Below are 18,182 nucleotides of genomic sequence, written 5' to 3' on the forward strand. Positions count from 1 at the left end.
AGAGTGGCACCGCAGCACCTCAACGCGGCCTATGGCGGCAGACCGGTCAGTGGCGGCGTCATCCGGGCTGACGTGCCGGCCGTGTAATCACGGACCCGGCGGTGGCGGCGTGATCCGGGCTAACGTGCCAGCCAAGTGGACCAGGCAGTGACGGCGTGATCAGGGCGGCGAAGGCGGCTCCTAACGACGGCGGCATGACCGAGTCCCGCCCTGTTCCTGTGGCCAGTGAACGTGACCAGGACTTACGACAGTGGCCGGGACAGAGACGACGGCTCCTCATGACGGCCCTACGACCGAGTCCCAACCGGTGCCAGGGAACCTGACGACGGCCTGCGATCGAGGCCCGGTTGGCGAAGGCGGCTCCTCATGACGGCCGCATATCCGACGCCCGGGGGACGGCAAGCTCGGCATCACCACAACTAGGTCCGGTCGTGGCGACCTCGTCGTTGGCTGGTCAGAAAGGGCTGGGTCCGGCGTCGGCCCGTTTCGTTGTTCTACAGGGGGACGAAGTACGGTTAAGAGGTGCTGAAAACTGCCCTCAAACCCCGCTGGATCGCAGGACTCGTGTTCGCGATCGCCATTTCCGGGGTCTTTGTGCTGCTGAGCCAGTGGCAGTTTGGCCGCTCAACACAACCCGAAGCCCCGGTCTCCACCACAACCGAGGAAACTCGCCAACTTACGTCGGTCCTGCAGCCGGGCGGATTTTTCCCTGGTTCGGTGGCTGATCAGATGGTCTCGGCCACCGGAAGTTATGACCCCCAGAAACAGGTCCTCGTCCCGGGGCGACTGAATGACGGGGCCAAGGGCTACTGGATCGTTTCCGCCTTCGCCGTCAAGGATGCTCCTGTCCTGAAGGGCGGCGGGGCCACACCGCAGACCTGGATTCCGGTCGCCCGCGGCTGGATCGCTGATCCCTCGGACGCCGTCGCGCCGCCGTCGGGCACCATCGCACTGACCGGGCGGCTACTGCCGTCCGAATCTCCGCTGGCGAATACCGACCCCGGACCCGGCCGCGCGAGTGCCGTTTCGGTCGCCGAACTCATCAACGACTGGAACGTCAGCAGCTACCCGGGATTTGTCGCGGCAAAGACGGAACTCTCCGGCAGCACCGACGTCGGTGCGCTTGCCACCGGAGGCGACGTCAAACCCCTTCTGATTGGCCCGCAGCCGCCTGCGCAGCAGGTCAACTGGCTAAACCTGTTCTATTCCGTGGAATGGGTGGTCTTTGCCGGGTTCGCGTTGTTCATCTGGTGGCGTCTGGTCAAAGACGACTACCGCCGCGACCTCGAAGACGCCCTTGACGCGGAATCAGCCGCGGAATCGGCCGCGCAACCGGACAAGGATCCGGTGGCGCAACTGGACTCGGACCCGGCCGAGGAGTCGGTCAAGGAACGGGCCGGACAGGTGCCCGGCACCTCCGAACACCCGCAGCCGCCGGCAGCCGAAGCGCATCGCACAGCCCCCAATCCCACAGACCCGAGAGTGCAATCATGATCGAGCCCCAACCCGCCATCCAACCGCAGCCAACCAACGGCACGGGGACAACCGGCAAGAAGCGTCGCTTCGGCGGCACCGAGGCCCAAATCCGGTCCGCCCTGAAGTTCTACAAAGTGCTCGCCTACCTGACGGGCTCGATGCTACTTCTGCTGTGCGCCGAGCTGATCGCCCGGTACGGCTTCGGGCAGTATCTCTACGTCGGCGGCACCGACGCCGTTACCGGCCAGCCGTTCGGCCTGGGCTTCGCCGACGCCGAGCCGCCAGGAGTGATCGGGGGCGTCAACCTCTCCATAACGGTGCTGATCGTGCACGGCTGGATGTATGTCGTGTACCTGATTTCCAACTTCCGGCTGTGGTCGCTCATGCGCTGGCCGTTCAGCAAACTGGTGATCCTGGCCCTCGGCGGCGTCGTGCCGTTCCTGTCCTTCTTCGTCGAGAAGAAGTTCCACGCAGAGGTCGAGGCCGAACTCGCGGCGAACCCCCAGGCTCCCCAGCGCTACTGAGCCGGGGAGATGCCGCGAACAGCGGCAGCAGCCGCCGTCGGGCGTGTGAGTTCGCTTACCCGGGGCGTGATTCGAGGCCCACAGCGGCTTCTCAATGTGCGGGCGGGTAGCGGCGCAAAGTAGGCTAGTGGGGTGACTACTCCCACTGCATCCCAGACGTCCCACAGGCCGGTTCTGGTTGTTGACTACGGTGCCCAGTACGCGCAGCTGATTGCCCGCCGCGTCCGGGAAGCGAATGTGTATTCGGAAGTGGTTCCGCATACCTTCACCACCGAGCAGCTGCTGGCCAAAAACCCCGCCGCGATCATCCTCTCGGGCGGACCCGCAAGCGTTTACGCCGAAGGCGCCCCGAGCGTTGGCGCCGATCTCTTCGAAGCCGGTGTCCCCGTCTTCGGCATCTGCTACGGCTTCCAAGCCATGGCCAATGCCCTCGGCGGCAAGGTAGCCCAGACGGGTCTTCGCGAGTACGGTGCCACCGAGACCACCACCTTGGGTGAAGGCCGGTCCATCCTGGCTGGCATGCCTCAGCACCAGAGCACGTGGATGAGCCACGGCGACTCCGTCCATGAGGCCCCTGAAGGCTTCGAGGTTCTCGCGACGACGGCAGGCGCCGAGGTGGCGGCCTTCGCCAACGAAGAGAAATGCCTCTACGGCGTGCAGTGGCACCCCGAGGTCAAGCACTCGGCCTACGGCCAGCAGGTCCTGGAGAACTTCCTGTTCAAGGGCGCCAAGCTGGAACCGAACTGGACTGCAGGCAACATTCTCGAGGAACAGGTTGACCGGATCCGTGAGCAGATCGGCGATGCCCGGGTCATCTGCGGACTGTCCGGCGGCGTCGACTCTGCAGTGGCTGCCGCCCTGGTGCAGCGCGCGGTCGGCGACCAGCTGACCTGCGTTTTCGTGGACCACGGCCTGCTGCGCGAGGGCGAGGCCGAACAGGTCGAACGCGACTTCGTGGCCGCAACCGGCGTCAAGCTCTACGTCGCCAACGAGCAGGAGCGGTTCCTGAGCGCCCTGGCCGGTGTCAGCGATCCCGAGACCAAGCGCAAGATCATCGGCCGCGAATTCATCCGCGCCTTCGAGGAAGCCGAACTGGCGATCATCGCCGAGGCAGCGGCGCACGGCGAAAAGATCAAGTTCCTCGTCCAGGGCACCCTGTATCCCGACGTCGTCGAATCCGGCGGTGGCGAAGGTGCAGCCAACATCAAGAGCCACCACAACGTGGGCGGCCTGCCCGAGGACCTGCAGTTTGAACTCGTTGAGCCGCTGCGCGCCCTGTTCAAGGACGAGGTCCGCGCGGTCGGCGCTCAACTCGGCCTCCCGCAGGAAATCGTCGGCCGCCAGCCGTTCCCCGGACCCGGCCTGGGCATCCGGATCGTCGGCGACGTCACCAAGGAACGCCTCGACCTGCTCCGCAAGGCCGACGCGATCGCCCGCGCCGAGCTGACCGCGGCCGGACTCGACAACGAGGTCTGGCAGATGCCCGTCGTGCTGCTGGCGGATGTCCGCAGCGTAGGCGTCCAGGGTGACGGACGCACCTACGGACACCCGATCGTGCTCCGTCCCGTGTCCTCCGAGGACGCCATGACGGCGGACTGGTCGCGGCTGCCCTACGATCTCCTGGCCCGGATCTCCAACCGGATCACCAATGAGGTGGACGGCGTCAACCGTGTGGTGCTGGACGTGACCAGCAAGCCGCCGGGAACCATCGAGTGGGAATAGCAGTGTGAATGGCCGGCCTTTCGAGGCCGGCCATTTCATTTTGTTTCTGGCAATTCGGGTTGAATTTCGCACCGCTCAGTGTTGCGGCCCCGCAGGTGCCCCTGATTCGGGCTACCCTCGAAGGCATGCCGGTATGGTCCAAGGCGTCCCGCGCGAGCCAGGCAACCGCGAGCACACAAAACGCGGCCATGGAAAGCGCGGACGCAACACAGACACGCGTTGACACGTCGAACGCGCTAAAGGCGAGCCCGCCGCGGTCCGGCATGGAGGAATCCGGCCGGGAGAAATCCAGCCCGGAGAAATCCAGCCCGGAGAAGTCCGGCATGGAGACATCCAGCACAGAGAAGTCGAGCATAGAAAAGAAGGCAGCAGTGTCAGTTGGTCAAGGCCACCCCGAGGGCTCCGAGGAGTTCAGGAAATGGCTGTCGGGGCTCAAACCCGTCACCGGAGCAGATACGATGCTGCGCTTCACCAAGACGCCCGAAGGCTCGATTGACCTGACCCATGCCCATCCGTCGGGGCTTGCCCAGCTCATGGCAGGCCGGCGCACCCGGCTCTCAACCCTGATCCGGGACCGCCAGCAGTACGTGATTGCCGCCAGGGCCTCGCGCAACCTGCGCTCGAAAATCTTCGAACTCGCCAACGACCGCGGCATTGACGCGGGCTATTTCTCGGCCGGCACGGTCGTCTGGACGTCCGCCGTCGGAGGTAAACCGCAGCGAATTTCCGCCCCGGTCATGCTCACCGCCATTTCCCTCACGGTGCGCCCCGGCGAGGACGACTACGAACTGCAACTCACCGAACAGGCGCAGATCAACCCCGCACTGGTCCGGCACCTCAAGTCAGTCCACGGGATCGTCTTTGACGTCAGCGCGGTCACGCGGATGGCCTACAGCACGGCGCGTTATGACCCCCAGCCGGTCCTGGACCGCCTGGGCACGCTGATCCAGCCGATTGCCGGTGCCGAGATAGAGCACAACCTCCTCGTCTCCACGTTTGCCGACCTCTCCGGCAACCTGGATGACCCGTGGATCAACCCGAACAACCCCCTCGTCACCGCCCTGGCCCGGTCCGGTTCCGGCGAACTGGTCGAGGTGCCCGTGCTTGAACCTGGGCGTTTCCCCAGCACGGATGAGCGGGACCCCGCCGATGAGCTTCTGCTGCTCGACGCCGACACGGACCAGCAGTACGTCGTCGACGCCGTTCGGGCGGGCGACTCGCTGGTGGTCAGCAGCCCGCCGGGCACCGGCCAGACCCAGACCGCCATCAACACCATCGGCGCCCTCGTCGACGAGGGCAAGACCGTCCTGGTAGTGGGCGACAGGCGCGCCAGCCTCGCCGAAATCTCCGCCCAGCTGGAGAGCCTTGGCCTGGATTCCGTACTGCTGCAGCTCGCCGGCAATGCCAGCCCGCTGCAGCTCAAGGGCCAACTGGTCCGGGCGATCGTCCGCAACGAGAAGTCGCTCCAACCGCAGCTAAGCAACCTGCACGCCACGCTGACGGGGCACCGGCACGCCCTGATGGACCATGTTGCCTCGCTGCACAACGTCCGGGAACGCTGGGGCTGTTCCCCGTACGAGGCCATGCAGTCGCTGGCCGAACTGACCTCCATCCAGCCGGCGCCAGCCACGACGGTCCGGCTCAAGCGCAGCGTGCTGGATAACATCCGGGACCGCGAGGAGCTCGCCGGCAGGCTCCGCCGCGCTGCCGAACTCGGCGGTTTCAGCCGTGCGTCGACCACCAGCCCCTGGCACGGAGCACGGCTCCTGACCCGCAAGGAGACGCAGGAAGCGCAGGCGGTTGCACGGTCCGTCGCGGAGAAGCTGCCGCTGCTGCGCGGGCGAATGGACGAGGTGGCAGAACACGCCGAGATTCGCCTCGGCGGGACTTTCACCGAATGGGGCGAACAGATCGAACTGCTCGTGGCCGTCCGCGAAAGCCTGGACAAGTTCACTCCCGACATCTTTGACCGGCCCGTCCATGACCTCATCTCGGCCACGGCGCCCTCCGTCTGGCGCCGGGAACGGGGGATCGAGATGCCCTCCATGCAGCGGTCCCGCCTGCGCCGGGTGGCCAAGGAATATGTCCGTCCCGGCGTGCACATCGCGGACCTGCACAGCTCTCTGGTCCTCGTGCAGGAGCAGCGCGCCGCGTGGGCCGGGTATGCCACGACGCAGCGGCACCCTGCCGTGCCGTCCGGGCTGGCCGAAATCTCCGGCCTCTACCGGGAGCTTGAGTCAGAACTGGCCGAACTGGGCCAGGCAGTCAAGCACACCGCCGCAGGCGGCGATCTGGACCGCGTGCCCTATGCCGATCTCCTGACCCGCGTTCAGCGACTCGTCGCCGACACCGCGACACTCGAAACCCTCCCGGAGCGTACGCTGTTGGTCGAGAGCATGCGCGAGCACGGGTTGGGCGAGCTGCTCGCCGACCTGGCCGAGCGTGAGGTCCCCGAGGGATCTGTGACCGCAGAACTCGAGCTGGCCTGGTGGCAGTCGGCCCTGGAAGCCATGATTAGCGGCGATGACTACCTCGCCATGTCCGACGGCGACGCCCTGCGCCAGCTGGAAGCGGAGTACCGGCTCGCTGACAACGCCCATATCGCCAGCGGCGCTGCCCGGCTCCGGTGGAACCTGTCCGAGCGCTGGCGCACGGCCATCGAGGCATACCCGCGCCAGGCCGAGCTGCTGCGCAGTCTGCTGAAGGACGGCAGGGTTACCCTTGCGGCACTCAGCGGCCAGGCGCAGGAGCTGCTGCCCACACTCGTTCCTGTATGGTCCGTCAGCCCGTACCTCATGACGGGCCTCCTGCCGATCGAGCAGACCTTTGATGCCGTAGTGATCCTGGACGCCGAGACAACATCGCTGCAGGCCGTCCTCCCGGCTATCGCCCGGGCCCGGCAGGTCATAGCTTTCGGCGATGACCAGATCGCCAGCCCGCGAACCTTCACCGTGGGGGTCGAACGGCTCGCCGCAGGGGAGAGCTCCTACCAGAGCGTCGAGAGTGCTTACCGTGCGCTGACTGCCGTACTGCCCGTGTGGAACCTGAGGACCGTGTACCGCGCGGTCGATGAAGACCTGGTGCGCCAGCTCAGCAAGGGATATTACGGCGGGGAACTCACACGGCTCCCGGAAGGGCAATCCGCCACAGGCCTCGACCGTGCCCTCAGCGTGGAATACCTTCCCGATGGCACAGGGCTGCCCAGCGCCGACCACGACGGCGTTGAATCGGTGGTTGCCGAGGTGAACCGTGCGGTGGAGTTAGTCTTCGAGCACGCCCGGCTCCGTCCCCGGACCTCGCTGGCTGTGGTGACCGGCAGCCTCCGTCACGCCGCCCGGATCGGCGAAGCCATCCGGGCCCAACTGCCCAACTACCCGATGCTCGGCAGTTTCTTCACAGCAGGGGAGGAATCCTTCCGCGTCGTGGATCTCGAACGGGCCCAGGGGCTAGTCCGCGACCACGTCATTTTCTCCCCGGGCTATGGGCGCACGCCGCACGGGCGCACGCTCCACAGCCTTGGCCCGCTCTCCGCCGACGGCGGACGCGCTAAATTCGCCTTGGCGATGACGCGTGCGCGGCGATCCCTGCACGTGCTCAGTTGCTTCCGCCCCGAGGACCTCGACGTCAGCCGCCTGAGCCATGGTGCCGTGGATTTCTACGAACTACTGGACCGCGAGATCGCGGGGAATACGGATCTGGGCAGCCCCGCATCCCGGGCGGCCGCCAGCGAGCAGGCGCTCGGCGCTGATCCGCTCGTGGCAGACCTGGGCGACCGGCTCCGGGCCCGCGGTGCGCGCGTGTGGCACCAGTACGACGGCGTCCTCAACATGGTGGCCGCCGCCGATCCGATGACCACGATCGGCCAGGAGGATGCGGAGATTCCCCGTCCAGTGGCGATTGAGTCCGACGGCACCGGCCACTACCGGCGAATGAGCGTCCGCGAACGGAGCCGGCTCCGGCCGCAACTGCTTGAGCGGCTTGGCTGGCGTTATATGCCGCTGTGGACCATTGAGGTCTTCACTGATCCTTCGGCCTGCGCCGACCGGATTGGCGGCTACCTCGGGTTGGAGAAGCCTGCCGTGTCCAGTCGGCTCCGGGCATCCCACGGGTTCTTCGACGACGACATTGAAAACCTGGCGATCAACGACGCCCGGGGCCAGGAAAGCCACGTCTTCTCAGGGCACGCACCGGCGGGAGATGATTTTCATGGGCGCGAGGCCGCGTCCACTCAGTCTGCAGCGCGGCCGGGGGATGCGCACGAGTCAGGTGCTACGCCCCTGCTGAGGCCAGAGGCTGGGACCATAAACGGTGCAGCCACGACCGGCAACAATGGTATGACAGGCAGTACAGGCAGTAAGGAGTCCGGCGCCATGAGTGCAGACGGCGACATCCAGAACAGCAGCGGCGCTACCGCGGCTGAAGCGAACGGCGACTCCGGGTCGGCGGCCCGGGAACCGGCGGCGGGGGAGTCGGCAGCGGGGCAGCCCGCCGGAGAAGCGCGGGAGCAGGCGACGCCAAAGGAGAAGTCCCGGCGCGCGGCGGCGCCAGCAACGGCTGCCGGGGCAGTGCTGCCGAACAAGGCGGCCGAAGACGACCCGCGGCGCTGGGGCGACCAGCCCGAGAACTACGACCACGATGCGTGGCTCCAGGAGCAGAAGCCTCCGCACTGGGGTTGAGATGTAAGGCCGGTGCCGAGTAGCCGGCGGCGCCGGCGACCGCAATCGGTCTCAGGGACTACCGGCCGGCGGTCGGGGACTTAGCCGGGCGCTCGCCATGGCGAGAGTGTGCACGCCAGTCACCCAGCCACTCACCCCGGCGCTGCCGCCACAAGCACGAAGAACAGCTTGCCTTGGGTTGATGCGCCGGCCAATCGCCGCGCCTGATCGGCCGCGGCTGCCACGACGATGAGCCCGTCCGCGTCAGCGTCCGCTGCGGGCAACCACTGGCCCGTCTTGCCGCCCTGCACGGAGGTCCACAGTACAGGGACGGCTTCGGCCAGGATTTGGCCTTCAGCGGCTTGTTCGAAGCCGCTGCCGGCGGTGAGCACCACGTTCACGAGTTGTCCGGGGGAGAGCAGCCGGATAGACGCAGGATCCGCCATCCTGAGCGGTACGGCTGCGGAACCGGGCGGGCTTCCGGCCAGCAGGCCAGGGCCAAGGATCTGGGCGTCGGTGAGGAGCTGGCCTTGGCGCAGCGGTGCGGCCAACTGCTTGCCCTCGAACGCGTTTTCGCCGCCCGGGCTGCCGGCCGGCACTAGGCCGGGCGGGATGCTCATCATGCGGACGTCGCCTGGTTCCAGGGTTTTTCCGGCGGGAAGATCCGCTACGGCTGCGAACGCAGTGGCGGTGTCGGCGGGCGCAGGAGTTAGCTGCTGAACAGTCAGGCCAGCGGCGATGCACAACATGAGCGCCGCCAGCAGCCGGCGGTTCCGGCTCAACCAGTTGCCCAGGCGGCGTCGCGGCGGCCTGCCGCGCGGCAACCGCTGCCGGGGCGGCCTCCCGGGCCGGGTGTAATTCCGGATGGAGCTGCCGGCAGAAGGAAACGTGGGCGGAAGGAGGCCAGCGGAGCGGATCCCGGAGCGTGCCCAGCTGGCGGGCATCGCTCCGTTCCCGGGCCGGGGCGGCAGCGAAGAGGCCTTGAAAGACGGCCAGGAAGCCGGGTTGAGTGAGGGTGCCATGGCCGCCACGCTACGGACTCTGGCATGCTCGCGGGAGTCGCGGAACTGCTTATGTGGACAACGGGAGGCAGGAAGGACTGTGTAGGCTGCGGCATGCCGGCATTAGTGCGCGATTGCACGGCACAGGGACTGCGGCCACGGTGCTGCCTTGGCAGCGGTGTCTTTCGCGAACAACGCTCCGGGGCGGCGGCCGGAGGCTAGGCGGACGGTTCCGTCCGGAGACGGTGCACCAGGGCTGCACGGATGGCAGCCTTGGGACCCTAGCTGGCGGCGGCCGGGGCAGGCGCCGTTGCGGGTGCGGGAGCCGCAGCGGGGGCCGGGGCAACTGTGCTGCCCTTGGTGTCGCGCGAATCGGTCCGGTAGAAGCCGGATCCCTTGAATACAACGCCGACGCTGTTGAACTTCTTGCGCAGCGTGCCCTGGCACTCGGGGCAGGACGTCAGGGAGTTGTCGCTGAACGACTGCACGATCTCGAAGGCGTGGCTGCAGTCCTTGCAGGCATATGCATACGTGGGCACTGGAAATCCTCCTCTGGGACAAACGAGCAGGTCCCGTGCTGTCGAGTCGGGACCGGTCGATATATCTATCGATATACCTGTCGGCGGGTTCCGTCTTAGCAGTCGCAGGGCCTGAGTGCTAATTCTATCACCCCCGCAGGACCCCCGATCAGCGGAGCCGGATGATCCCGCCCGGTGTCAGCGCCGCGTCGACCTTCCGGTCGAAGGACTCGGCGGGAATACTGCCCGCGGGCAGTACCTCAGTGTCGTAGACGACGGCGACAGTCGGCAGCGGTACGGCGTCGGACGCCCTGCCGGCCGCGGACGAGCCGGACGCGGAGGACAGGGCGGCCAATGTGGCAAGGAACTTGTCGTAGTAGCCGCCGCCTTGTCCGATGCGGTTGCCCGAGAAATCCACTGCAGTGGCCGGCAGGAAGATTGCGGTGGCGTCCAGCGTCACCGCGGTGCTGTGGCGCTCGCCAACAGGCTCCTGGATGGGGGCGAACCGGCTGCGGACAAACCCGGATTCCGGAGTCCAGTACACCCAGCTGAGTTCGAGTTCGGGTTCGCAGACGGGAAGGAGCACCCGGTGCCCGGCATCGACCAAGGCTGACAGCAGCGGCAGCGTGGGCGGTTCGGCGCCCACGCCCAGATACGCGGCGAAGGTACCCCGGCGGCCGCCGGTCAGATCGGATGCCCACTCGAGTCCGTGGCGGGTGATGCCTGCCGCTGCGGCATCGAGCGCGTCCAACGGGAGCGCCGCACGCCTTGCCCTGTGGCTGGAGCGTATTTCGTCTTTTGACGCCATGACTGGTCCGTCCTCTGCATCGTGCAGCCTGCTCCGCAACGTCAGGGGGCCCGCGGGGCAGGCCGAATAATTACGCAATGATTGGTCCCTCCGTTAGATTAGTCGAGTGAATACACCCAATGCTTCCGTCCGCAAGGCCGTCATCCCCGCCGCGGGCCTTGGTACCAGGTTTCTTCCGGCCACGAAGGCCATGCCCAAGGAAATGCTGCCTGTCGTTGACAAGCCGGCCATCCAGTACGTGGTCGAGGAGGCCGTGAATGTCGGCCTGAACGACATCCTGATGATCACGGGCCGCAACAAGCGGGCGTTGGAGGACCACTTCGACCGCGTTCCCACGCTCGAAGCCACCCTCCAAGCCAAGGGTGACACGGCAAAGCTCGAGTCCATCCAGGCCGCCAGCAACCTCGGCGACATCCACTACGTCCGCCAGGGCGACCCCATGGGCCTCGGCCACGCGGTCCTCCGGGCCAAGCAGCACGTCGGCCAGGAACCGTTCGCCGTGCTCCTGGGCGATGACCTGATTGACGCCCGCGATGAGCTCCTCAGCACCATGATCGAAGTACAGGCCAAGACCGGCGGGTCGGTGGTCGCGCTGATCGAGGTGGACCCGTCCCAGATCAGCGCCTATGGCTGCGCCGACGTCGAGGCGATCGCCGGTGAGGAGTACGTCCGCGTCAAGCAGCTCGTGGAGAAGCCCGACGTCGAGGACGCCCCGTCAAACCTCGCGGTCATTGGCCGCTATGTCCTGCACCCGGCCGTCTTTGAAGTGCTCGAGCGCACCGCGCCGGGCCGCGGCGGCGAAATCCAGCTGACGGATGCACTGCAGGAACTCTCCACCGGCACCGGCGAGGGCTACGGCGTGTACGGCGTCGTCTTCCGCGGCCGCCGCTACGACACCGGCGACAAGCTCAGCTACCTCAAGGCCTGTGTCCAGCTCGCCTGCGACAGCGAGGACCTCGGCCCGGGCCTGCGCGAATGGCTGCCCGGCTTCGCGTCCAGCCTTACCCCCAGCCTCGCCAAGTAATTCCCGTGGGGGGCAGCTTCACCTGGCCGGTGACTCTGGAGAGCGGCGACATCGTGTTGCGCCCTATCCGGTACCGGGACCGCAAAGAGTGGACAGCGCTTAGGTCACGCAACTGCGAGTGGCTTGCCCCTTGGGAGGCATCAAACCCGGTCCCCGGCGGCGGCCTGCCGGATTACCGGCAGATGGTGCGGTCGCTGAAGGCCCAGGCCGCACAGGCCACGGCCCTGCCGTTCGTGATCGCCGAATGGAGGCCTGGGCACGAGAAGCCAGTGATCGTGGGACAGCTGACCGTGTCCTCGATCGTTTGGGGATCGGCCATGATGGCGACGTTGGGCTATTGGGTCGATCAGGACCGGGCCGGCCGGGGGATTGCCCCCACCGCCGTGGCCATGGCGACGGACTACTGCTTCGGAACCCTTGGCCTGCACAGGATGGAAATCAACATCAGGCCGGAAAACGGGCCGAGCCTGCGAGTGGTGGAAAAACTCGGGTTCCGCGACGAAGGATTCAGGCCCCGATACCTGCACATCAACGGTGAATGGGCCGACCACCGCACCTTCGCGCTCACGGCTGAGGAAGTGCCGGAAGGCCTTCTCGCCCGGTGGTTGCGGAGCCGGCCGGCGTGAGCCCTTGATAGCCGCCTGACCAGCCACTACGCCCCGGCCCCCACCAATTGCCGGCGCGCCCGCGACACACCCCTGACAATGCGGCCTAGCACCCCATATACCTCATACGGTTTTGAGTGTGGACTTCCCTCTTAGCAGCTCTGTGATCCTTGTCATTGCTGTTGCGCTCTGGATCGTGTGGGTGGCACCCTACGTTCTGCGGAACGGGCGCCACCAGCTGCAGCCTGCAGGCGAATTCCTGGCGGACGTCATCGACATAGAACCAGTAGACCCACAAGCGGGGAAGGTTATGAAAATGGCGGCGCAGCAGGAGAAGCCCATGAATATCACCCGGCGCGCAGAACCTGCCGGCGGCACCGCAGAGCCCGGGGATACGCCAAGGGAAACACGCGGCGCAAGCCCGCTGCCCGCTGCCGCCTCCCCGGCGTTCAGGATTCGCTGGGGCCGGCTGGTGCTTGCGCTGGCCGGGACGCTCTCCCTGCTCACCGGCGTGGTGTCCGCGCTGCTTCGACTGTTCGGCGTCGGATCCGGCTGGCTGCCGGTGGCAGCCCTGGTGGGCGCCGTCGCGTCCGTGGCAATGCTCCGCCGTCTCGCTATCCGCGACCGCCGGCGGAAAATGAACGCCGCATTCCGTGCAGCCATGGGCAGCCCGGCGCACAGGCCTGTGCGGCCGTCGGTGCCCGAAGAGACCCCGACCCTTCCTGCGGAGCGCCCCGGCGTGCGGCCCGAGAATCCGCTCTTCGACGCCGAAGCGGACCGCTCCACACCGGAACCGTCGCCCAAGCCGCTCACCGCACTGGATCTCCGCCAGGCAGCCCTAGCCGAAGCGGCAGCCTCGGGCGACACCGCGGCAGCTGTGGCAGCCGCACCGGCGGCACCGGCGGAAGGCTCCAGCTGGGAGCCCGTGGACGTTCCCAAACCCACGTATGTCGAAGCGCCGAAGGCCGAACGCGCGGCCCCCAAGCCGCTGGACCTGCCCGAGGCACCGAAGGCGGTCGGCAAGCCGTCGCTCAAGCAGGCCTCGGCTCGGCCGGCCGTCTCCGATCCCCGGATAGCCGATGACCCCGAGACGAAGCAGCTCAGCAAGGCCCAGAGCGCGTTGAGCAACCTCGATGACGTTCTTCAGCGGCGACGCGCCTGACCCGTTGCGTTCTTCTGGAGTCTTCGCCCCGGGCAGCCAGTGATGGCTGTCCGGGGTTTTCCTTTCCCCGCAGCGCCCCGGCAGGGAGCGCTGCACGGGCCGCTGCGGTAGCCTCTGGTCATGACAAGGATCTGCGTCGCCGGTGGAACCGGCCAAGTGGGCCGTGAGGTGGTGCGTCAGGCTCTCGACGCCGGGCATTCCGTGGCCGTGCTGAGCCGCCACCCGCCGGCGGCCGGCACCGCCGGCAGCGGCGGGGGAGCGGAGTACTTCCGCGCGGACGTGACGACGGGCGAAGGGCTCGCGGTTGCGCTGGCCGGGGCCGACGTCGTGGTCGACTGCCTGGAGGGACGCTCGGGGAAAGCGCGCAAGAACTTCGCCGACGGCGGCGCGCGGCTTCTGGCCGCCGCCCAGGAGGCGGGCACGGCCAGGGCCGTGATGCTCTCCATCGTGAACTGTGATCACAGCAGCTATGCCTTCTACCGCTCGAAGGCGGCGAAGGAGCATGTTTACGAGCTGTCCGGGCTCGAGACGGTGGTGGTGCGGGCCACCCAGTTTCACTCGTTGCTGGCGATGATGTTCGGCGCCGGATCAAAGGTCAGGGTCATCCCCGTGGTGAGGGGCGCCCGGTTCCAGCCCGTCTCACCGGCCGACGTCGCTGCGATGCTCCTGGAGGCCGCCTTGGAGCCGGCACCGGATTCGGGGCGCGGCCCGGCGCCGGAGCCGGAGACGGCGACGGCACCGGTGCCCGAACCGGCGCGCCCGCGGCACCGCGTGCTGAACATCGGCGGCCCGGAAGCCAAGGACATGGCCGACTTCGCCCGGGAATGGCAACGGGCCACCGGCGCGAAGGGCCGCCTGCTGCGCCTGCCGCTGCCGGGAGCGATGGGCCGCTACCTGCGCGCAGGGCTCAATCTGGTGCCGGAAGCGCGACACGGCACCGAGACATTCCGTCGCTGGCTGGCAAACCGCGCAGATAGTTTGTAGCCTAGGGACACCGGCAACGCCGTTCCGACAGGACCGGCGTTGCTTCGGGGCTATAGCTCAGTTGGTAGAGCGCTTCGTTCGCATCGAAGAGGTCAGGAGTTCGAATCTCCTTAGCTCCACAGCTTGTAAGGGGCCCGGCGGAACAGCTGCCGTGCTGGCCCTGTGAACGTTGCAGCCCGCGACAGCCACGCCAGTGCCGGAATCCAGTGCCGCAAACCAGGGCGGAAATCCACTGTAGACAAGGCCACGAATCATGAAGAACACCCTCTCGCTCGCTCTGGTTCTGCTGACTCTTCTGCTGGCCGCCTGCTCCGCCGCCCCCACTTCAGAACCGACCGCCGGCAGCCCGTCCACGGGGCTGGCGGCGTCGCTTCCCAAACCGAACCCGGCCCAGCAGGATGCGCTCCTGGCCGCCTTCGCCCAGATCAACCCGCGCCTGTCGAACGATCACGCAGTCGAGACGGCCCGCGGCCTCTGCGGCCGGCTGCTGGGGCAATCGTCGGCGGACCAGCTCATCGCCGCGGCGAAGGCGGCATTCACTAGCGGCGACGTCCCGGTTGTCTCGGACGAGGAAGCCCAGCGGATTCTCTCGGCGATCGGGGCCAACGGGTTCTGCCGTTAGCCTTGTAGGTGACACGAGGAGAACAATGACCACCCTGAAAGAACGACTGCACGCCGACGTCGTGAGCCACATGAAGGACCGTAACAAGGTTGCCCTCACCACTGTGCGCAACGTCCTGGGCGAGATCGAAACCCGGGAGAAGTCGGGCAAGACGCCGATCGTCCTGGACGACTCGCAGGTGACTTCCCTCCTTCAAAAGGAAGCCGCCAAACGCCGCGACACGGCCCGCATCTACACCGAAGCCGGAGAAACCGAACGTGCCGCCGCCGAGATCGCCGAGGCCGAGGTGATCGAGGCCTACCTGCCCAAGGCACTCACCGAGGCGGAGGTCGAGACGATCGTGGACGAGGCCATCGCCGCGCTCAAGGCCGAGGGCGTCGAACTGTCTCTTCGCCAGCTCGGGGCAGTCATGAAGCCTGTCACCGCCAAGGTGGCCGGACGTTTTGACGGCAAGGCCGTCAGCGAAATCGTGCGCAACCGTCTCGCGCAGCAATGAGCCTGATCCGGCTGCACGACGTCGGGGTCCGCTTCGAGAACGCACAAATCCTCCGCGAGGCGTTCTTCCGCCTCGAACCGGGAGACCGGGTGGGTCTGATTGGCAAGAACGGCTCCGGCAAAACGACTATCCTCAAGCTGATCCTGGACCAGGTTTCCCCGCACGCCGGAACGGTCACCGTGGAACAGGGAACAAGGGTGGGGTACTTCTCCCAGTTTTCCGAGCTCGACGGCGAGGCAACAATCCTTGAGGTGCTTGACGGCCTGTTCGTCGACATCAAGGCTGCCGAGGCCGAGCTCGCGGCCATTGACGCTGCCATTGCCGCGGATCCTGACGGCGCCGAACTCGACCGGCTGATCCGGCGTCAGGCCGAGCTGTTCGAGGACATGGACCGCCTCGACGGATGGGACTACACGCGGCGCATCGACACCGTCCTGACCACGCTGGGGTTCAGCGAGGCCCACCGCACCTGCTCGATTGACGAATTGTCCGGCGGCTGGCGAAACCGCGCCGCCCTGGCCAAGATCCTGTTGGAGGGCCCGGATGTCCTGCTCCTCGACGAGCCCACCAACTTCCTGGATGTGGCCGGCGTCGAATGGCTGGAAAGCTGGTTCCGCGACTTCAAGGGCGCCGCGATCATCGTCTCCCACGACCGGAAATTCCTTGACGCCGTCGTCACCCGGATCATCGAGGTGGAGAACTTCCACCTGCACGAGTACCCGGGAAATTTCGCCGAGTACGTTGTCCAGAAGCAGTTCCGGCTCAAGACGCTTGAGGCGCAGTTCGTCCATGAATCCGAGCTTCTGGCCTTCGAAGCAGAGGGCATCGCCGACCGCCGCGAGGCCACCAAGGCCGCCAGCCGCGGGCTTGGGAACCAGTTGGCCAAGATCAAGAAATCGCGCACGCCCCGGCCGGTTGACCAGATCGTCACGGAGATCTACGGCGGCCTGCACGTGAAGGATGTCCTTTGCCGTGTCGAAGCGCTGGGCAAGTCCTACGGCGACAAAGTGTTGTTCGAAGACCTGAGCTTTGAGATCCGCCGCGGCAACAGGATTGTGGTCCTGGGCTCCAACGGCAGCGGCAAGTCAACGCTGCTCAAAGTCCTGACCGGCGAGGAACAGGCGGATTCCGGCGACGTGGCCTGGGCCAAGGGGCCGGGTTTTGTGTCATACAACCAAATGCTGGATGAGCTCGACGACGCCGACACCGTGTCCCACGCGGTCAACGCGCTGCCGGACAGCCTCGCCTTCAGCGCCACGAAGAAGTCCGTCAACAGGTTCCTCGCGATGTTCCAGTTCTCCGAGGCCGACCTCAAACAGAAGATCGGGAATCTCTCCGGTGGACAGAAAGCACGCGTCGCCATGGCTCAGTGCCTTCTGTCCGGGGCCTCGGTGCTGCTCCTGGATGAGCCCACCAACCACCTCGACATGACCAGCACCCAAGTGATGGAGCGGGCACTGCTCCACTTCCCCGGGGCGGTGGTGGTGGTCAGTCACGACCGCTTCTTTAGTGAGAAAATCGCCAACCGTCACCTGGTCTTCGGCGGTGACGGCTCGCAGCCCGGCGAGGTTGACGTCCGCGCCGCCTGAGTGGACGCCGGCCAAAGAACGCGACTTAAGGAACGCGGAGATGAACGGAAGCTCAGCGTTTGCCCAGCATTGGCTCAGGATGGGGCAGAAGCGGCTGATGAGCCGCAAAACGGCTGATCCTGAAGGGTAATGTGGCGCTGGCTGCCGGTGGGGGACCGGCAGCGGTCTCACTATCCGTTGTGAAAGGAATCTCCCATGGCAGGAATTTTCGGCTGGCTCAGCGCACTGGGCACCACCGGCAAGGCAGTAGTAGTTGCATCCGTCGTCGTCACCGGCGGGGCAGGCGCGGCGGCTGCTGCCGCGACCGCCGATTTCCCGGCTGACCCCACGTCGACGACGTCGACCGACTCCCCGACGGCGGAGCCGAGCGACAGCCCGACCGACACCCCGACGTCCGAGCCGAGCGACAGCCCGACTGCGGAGCCCAGCGACGGCCCCTCATCTGAGCCGAGCGACACCCCGACCGACACCCCGACGTCCGAGCCCAGTGACACCGCGACCTCCGAGCCGAGCGATCCGGCCGGGTCGCAGACGCCCGGGGCCGACGGCCAGGAGTCCGCCGCGCCGAGCGATCCCACTGACTCGGAAACTCCGGCAGCGGATGACCAGGGTACGGACCAGAGCGGGAACGAGGGCAGCGACGACCAGGGCGAAGACCAGCAGAATTCCGCTGCGCCGAGTGCACCCGCCTCTGCTCCGGCGGCCCCCGCCACTCCCGAGTCGCCGGCTGCCCCGGCACCTGCTGCTCCCTCGGCACCGGCCGAAGATGACGGACAGGGTTCCGCCGACGCTCCGGAATCTGACGGTTCCCACGAAGGGAACGGCAACAGCGGATGGGCACACCAGAACGCTGACGCACACCGCGCTGCTGGCCAGGCCAACGCTGACGGACACCGCGGCGACGGTGGCGGCGACCATGCCGGCACGTCCAACGAACACGGCGGCTCCGGTAGCCACGGCCACGACGACTAGTTAGAAAGCCCTGCAAAGCGGGGG

General features: G+C 66.9%; 15 protein-coding genes and 1 tRNA gene. 13 read left to right on the forward strand and 3 right to left on the reverse strand.

From position 1 onward, the window contains the following. Window positions 1-522: 522 nt before the first annotated feature. The 4 genes from ABD243_RS04440 (at window position 523) to ABD243_RS04455 (ending at window position 8,398) form a co-directional block, all read left to right on the forward strand. Window positions 523-1,494 carry an SURF1 family protein gene (locus ABD243_RS04440; RefSeq protein WP_344362535.1) on the forward strand — a complete coding sequence of 324 codons (972 nt, stop codon included), beginning with the start codon at window positions 523-525 and terminating at the stop codon, window positions 1,492-1,494. After that, complete coding sequence (locus ABD243_RS04445; RefSeq protein WP_116765042.1) at window positions 1,491-2,000, forward strand: DUF3817 domain-containing protein; 510 nt, start codon at window positions 1,491-1,493, stop codon at window positions 1,998-2,000. Before ABD243_RS04440 ends, ABD243_RS04445 begins: the two co-directional genes overlap by 4 nt. A gap of 132 nt (window positions 2,001-2,132) precedes the next feature. After that, window positions 2,133-3,722, forward strand: coding sequence for a glutamine-hydrolyzing GMP synthase (gene guaA, locus ABD243_RS04450; protein WP_344362539.1), 1,590 nt, complete (start codon window positions 2,133-2,135; stop codon window positions 3,720-3,722). 371 nt (window positions 3,723-4,093) lie between these two features. Next, window positions 4,094-8,398 (forward strand): AAA family ATPase, encoded by a 4,305-nt coding sequence (locus ABD243_RS04455; RefSeq protein WP_425547131.1) that lies wholly within the window; start codon window positions 4,094-4,096, stop codon window positions 8,396-8,398. 131 nt (window positions 8,399-8,529) lie between these two features. Here the strand turns inward: ABD243_RS04455 and ABD243_RS04460 are convergent, their stop codons facing one another. The 3 genes from ABD243_RS04460 to ABD243_RS04470 all read right to left on the reverse strand — a co-directional run bounded on the left by ABD243_RS04460 (window position 8,530) and on the right by ABD243_RS04470 (window position 10,704). Then, window positions 8,530-9,159 carry an RcpC/CpaB family pilus assembly protein gene (locus ABD243_RS04460; RefSeq protein WP_344362542.1) on the reverse strand — a complete coding sequence of 210 codons (630 nt, stop codon included), beginning with the start codon at window positions 9,157-9,159 and terminating at the stop codon, window positions 8,530-8,532. A 500-nt stretch (window positions 9,160-9,659) separates the two neighbouring features. Next, window positions 9,660-9,917: an FmdB family zinc ribbon protein gene (locus ABD243_RS04465; protein ID WP_344362545.1), complete on the reverse strand. Its 258-nt coding sequence runs from the start codon at window positions 9,915-9,917 to the stop codon at window positions 9,660-9,662. Between the two features lie 148 nt (window positions 9,918-10,065). Continuing rightward, the gene (locus ABD243_RS04470; RefSeq protein WP_344362547.1) at window positions 10,066-10,704 is read right to left on the reverse strand and encodes a 5-formyltetrahydrofolate cyclo-ligase; all 639 of its coding nucleotides are present in this window, start codon (window positions 10,702-10,704) and stop codon (window positions 10,066-10,068) included. Between the two features lie 106 nt (window positions 10,705-10,810). Between ABD243_RS04470 and galU the strand changes: the two genes are divergently transcribed. From galU to ABD243_RS04515, 9 genes are all read left to right on the forward strand, one after another. Further along, a complete protein-coding gene (gene galU, locus ABD243_RS04475) occupies window positions 10,811-11,728 on the forward strand; it encodes a UTP--glucose-1-phosphate uridylyltransferase GalU (protein ID WP_344362549.1) in 918 nt (305 codons plus the stop codon). A 5-nt stretch (window positions 11,729-11,733) separates the two neighbouring features. After that, complete coding sequence (locus ABD243_RS04480) at window positions 11,734-12,354, forward strand: GNAT family N-acetyltransferase (RefSeq protein ID WP_344362552.1); 621 nt, start codon at window positions 11,734-11,736, stop codon at window positions 12,352-12,354. Window positions 12,355-12,496: 142 nt separating this feature from the next. Then, complete coding sequence (locus tag ABD243_RS04485; protein WP_344363103.1) at window positions 12,497-13,495, forward strand: hypothetical protein; 999 nt, start codon at window positions 12,497-12,499, stop codon at window positions 13,493-13,495. Window positions 13,496-13,615: 120 nt separating this feature from the next. Then, on the forward strand, window positions 13,616-14,479 hold the full coding sequence (locus tag ABD243_RS04490; RefSeq protein ID WP_344362555.1) for an SDR family oxidoreductase: 864 nt from the start codon (window positions 13,616-13,618) through the stop codon (window positions 14,477-14,479). A 46-nt stretch (window positions 14,480-14,525) separates the two neighbouring features. Then, window positions 14,526-14,598, forward strand: a tRNA-Ala gene (locus ABD243_RS04495). 134 nt (window positions 14,599-14,732) lie between these two features. Beyond that, complete coding sequence (locus tag ABD243_RS04500) at window positions 14,733-15,101, forward strand: hypothetical protein (RefSeq protein WP_344362557.1); 369 nt, start codon at window positions 14,733-14,735, stop codon at window positions 15,099-15,101. A gap of 25 nt (window positions 15,102-15,126) precedes the next feature. Next, window positions 15,127-15,597: a GatB/YqeY domain-containing protein gene (locus tag ABD243_RS04505; protein WP_344362560.1), complete on the forward strand. Its 471-nt coding sequence runs from the start codon at window positions 15,127-15,129 to the stop codon at window positions 15,595-15,597. Continuing rightward, entirely contained in the window at window positions 15,594-17,186 is a 1,593-nt protein-coding gene (locus ABD243_RS04510) for an ABC-F family ATP-binding cassette domain-containing protein (RefSeq protein ID WP_344362563.1), read from the forward strand. Before ABD243_RS04505 ends, ABD243_RS04510 begins: the two co-directional genes overlap by 4 nt. 195 nt (window positions 17,187-17,381) lie before the next feature. Then, window positions 17,382-18,158, forward strand: coding sequence for a hypothetical protein (locus tag ABD243_RS04515; RefSeq protein ID WP_344362565.1), 777 nt, complete (start codon window positions 17,382-17,384; stop codon window positions 18,156-18,158). The last annotated feature ends 24 nt before the right edge of the window (window positions 18,159-18,182 follow it).

Source organism: Arthrobacter humicola, from assembly GCF_039531445.1.
Classification (GTDB): domain Bacteria; phylum Actinomycetota; class Actinomycetes; order Actinomycetales; family Micrococcaceae; genus Arthrobacter; species Arthrobacter humicola.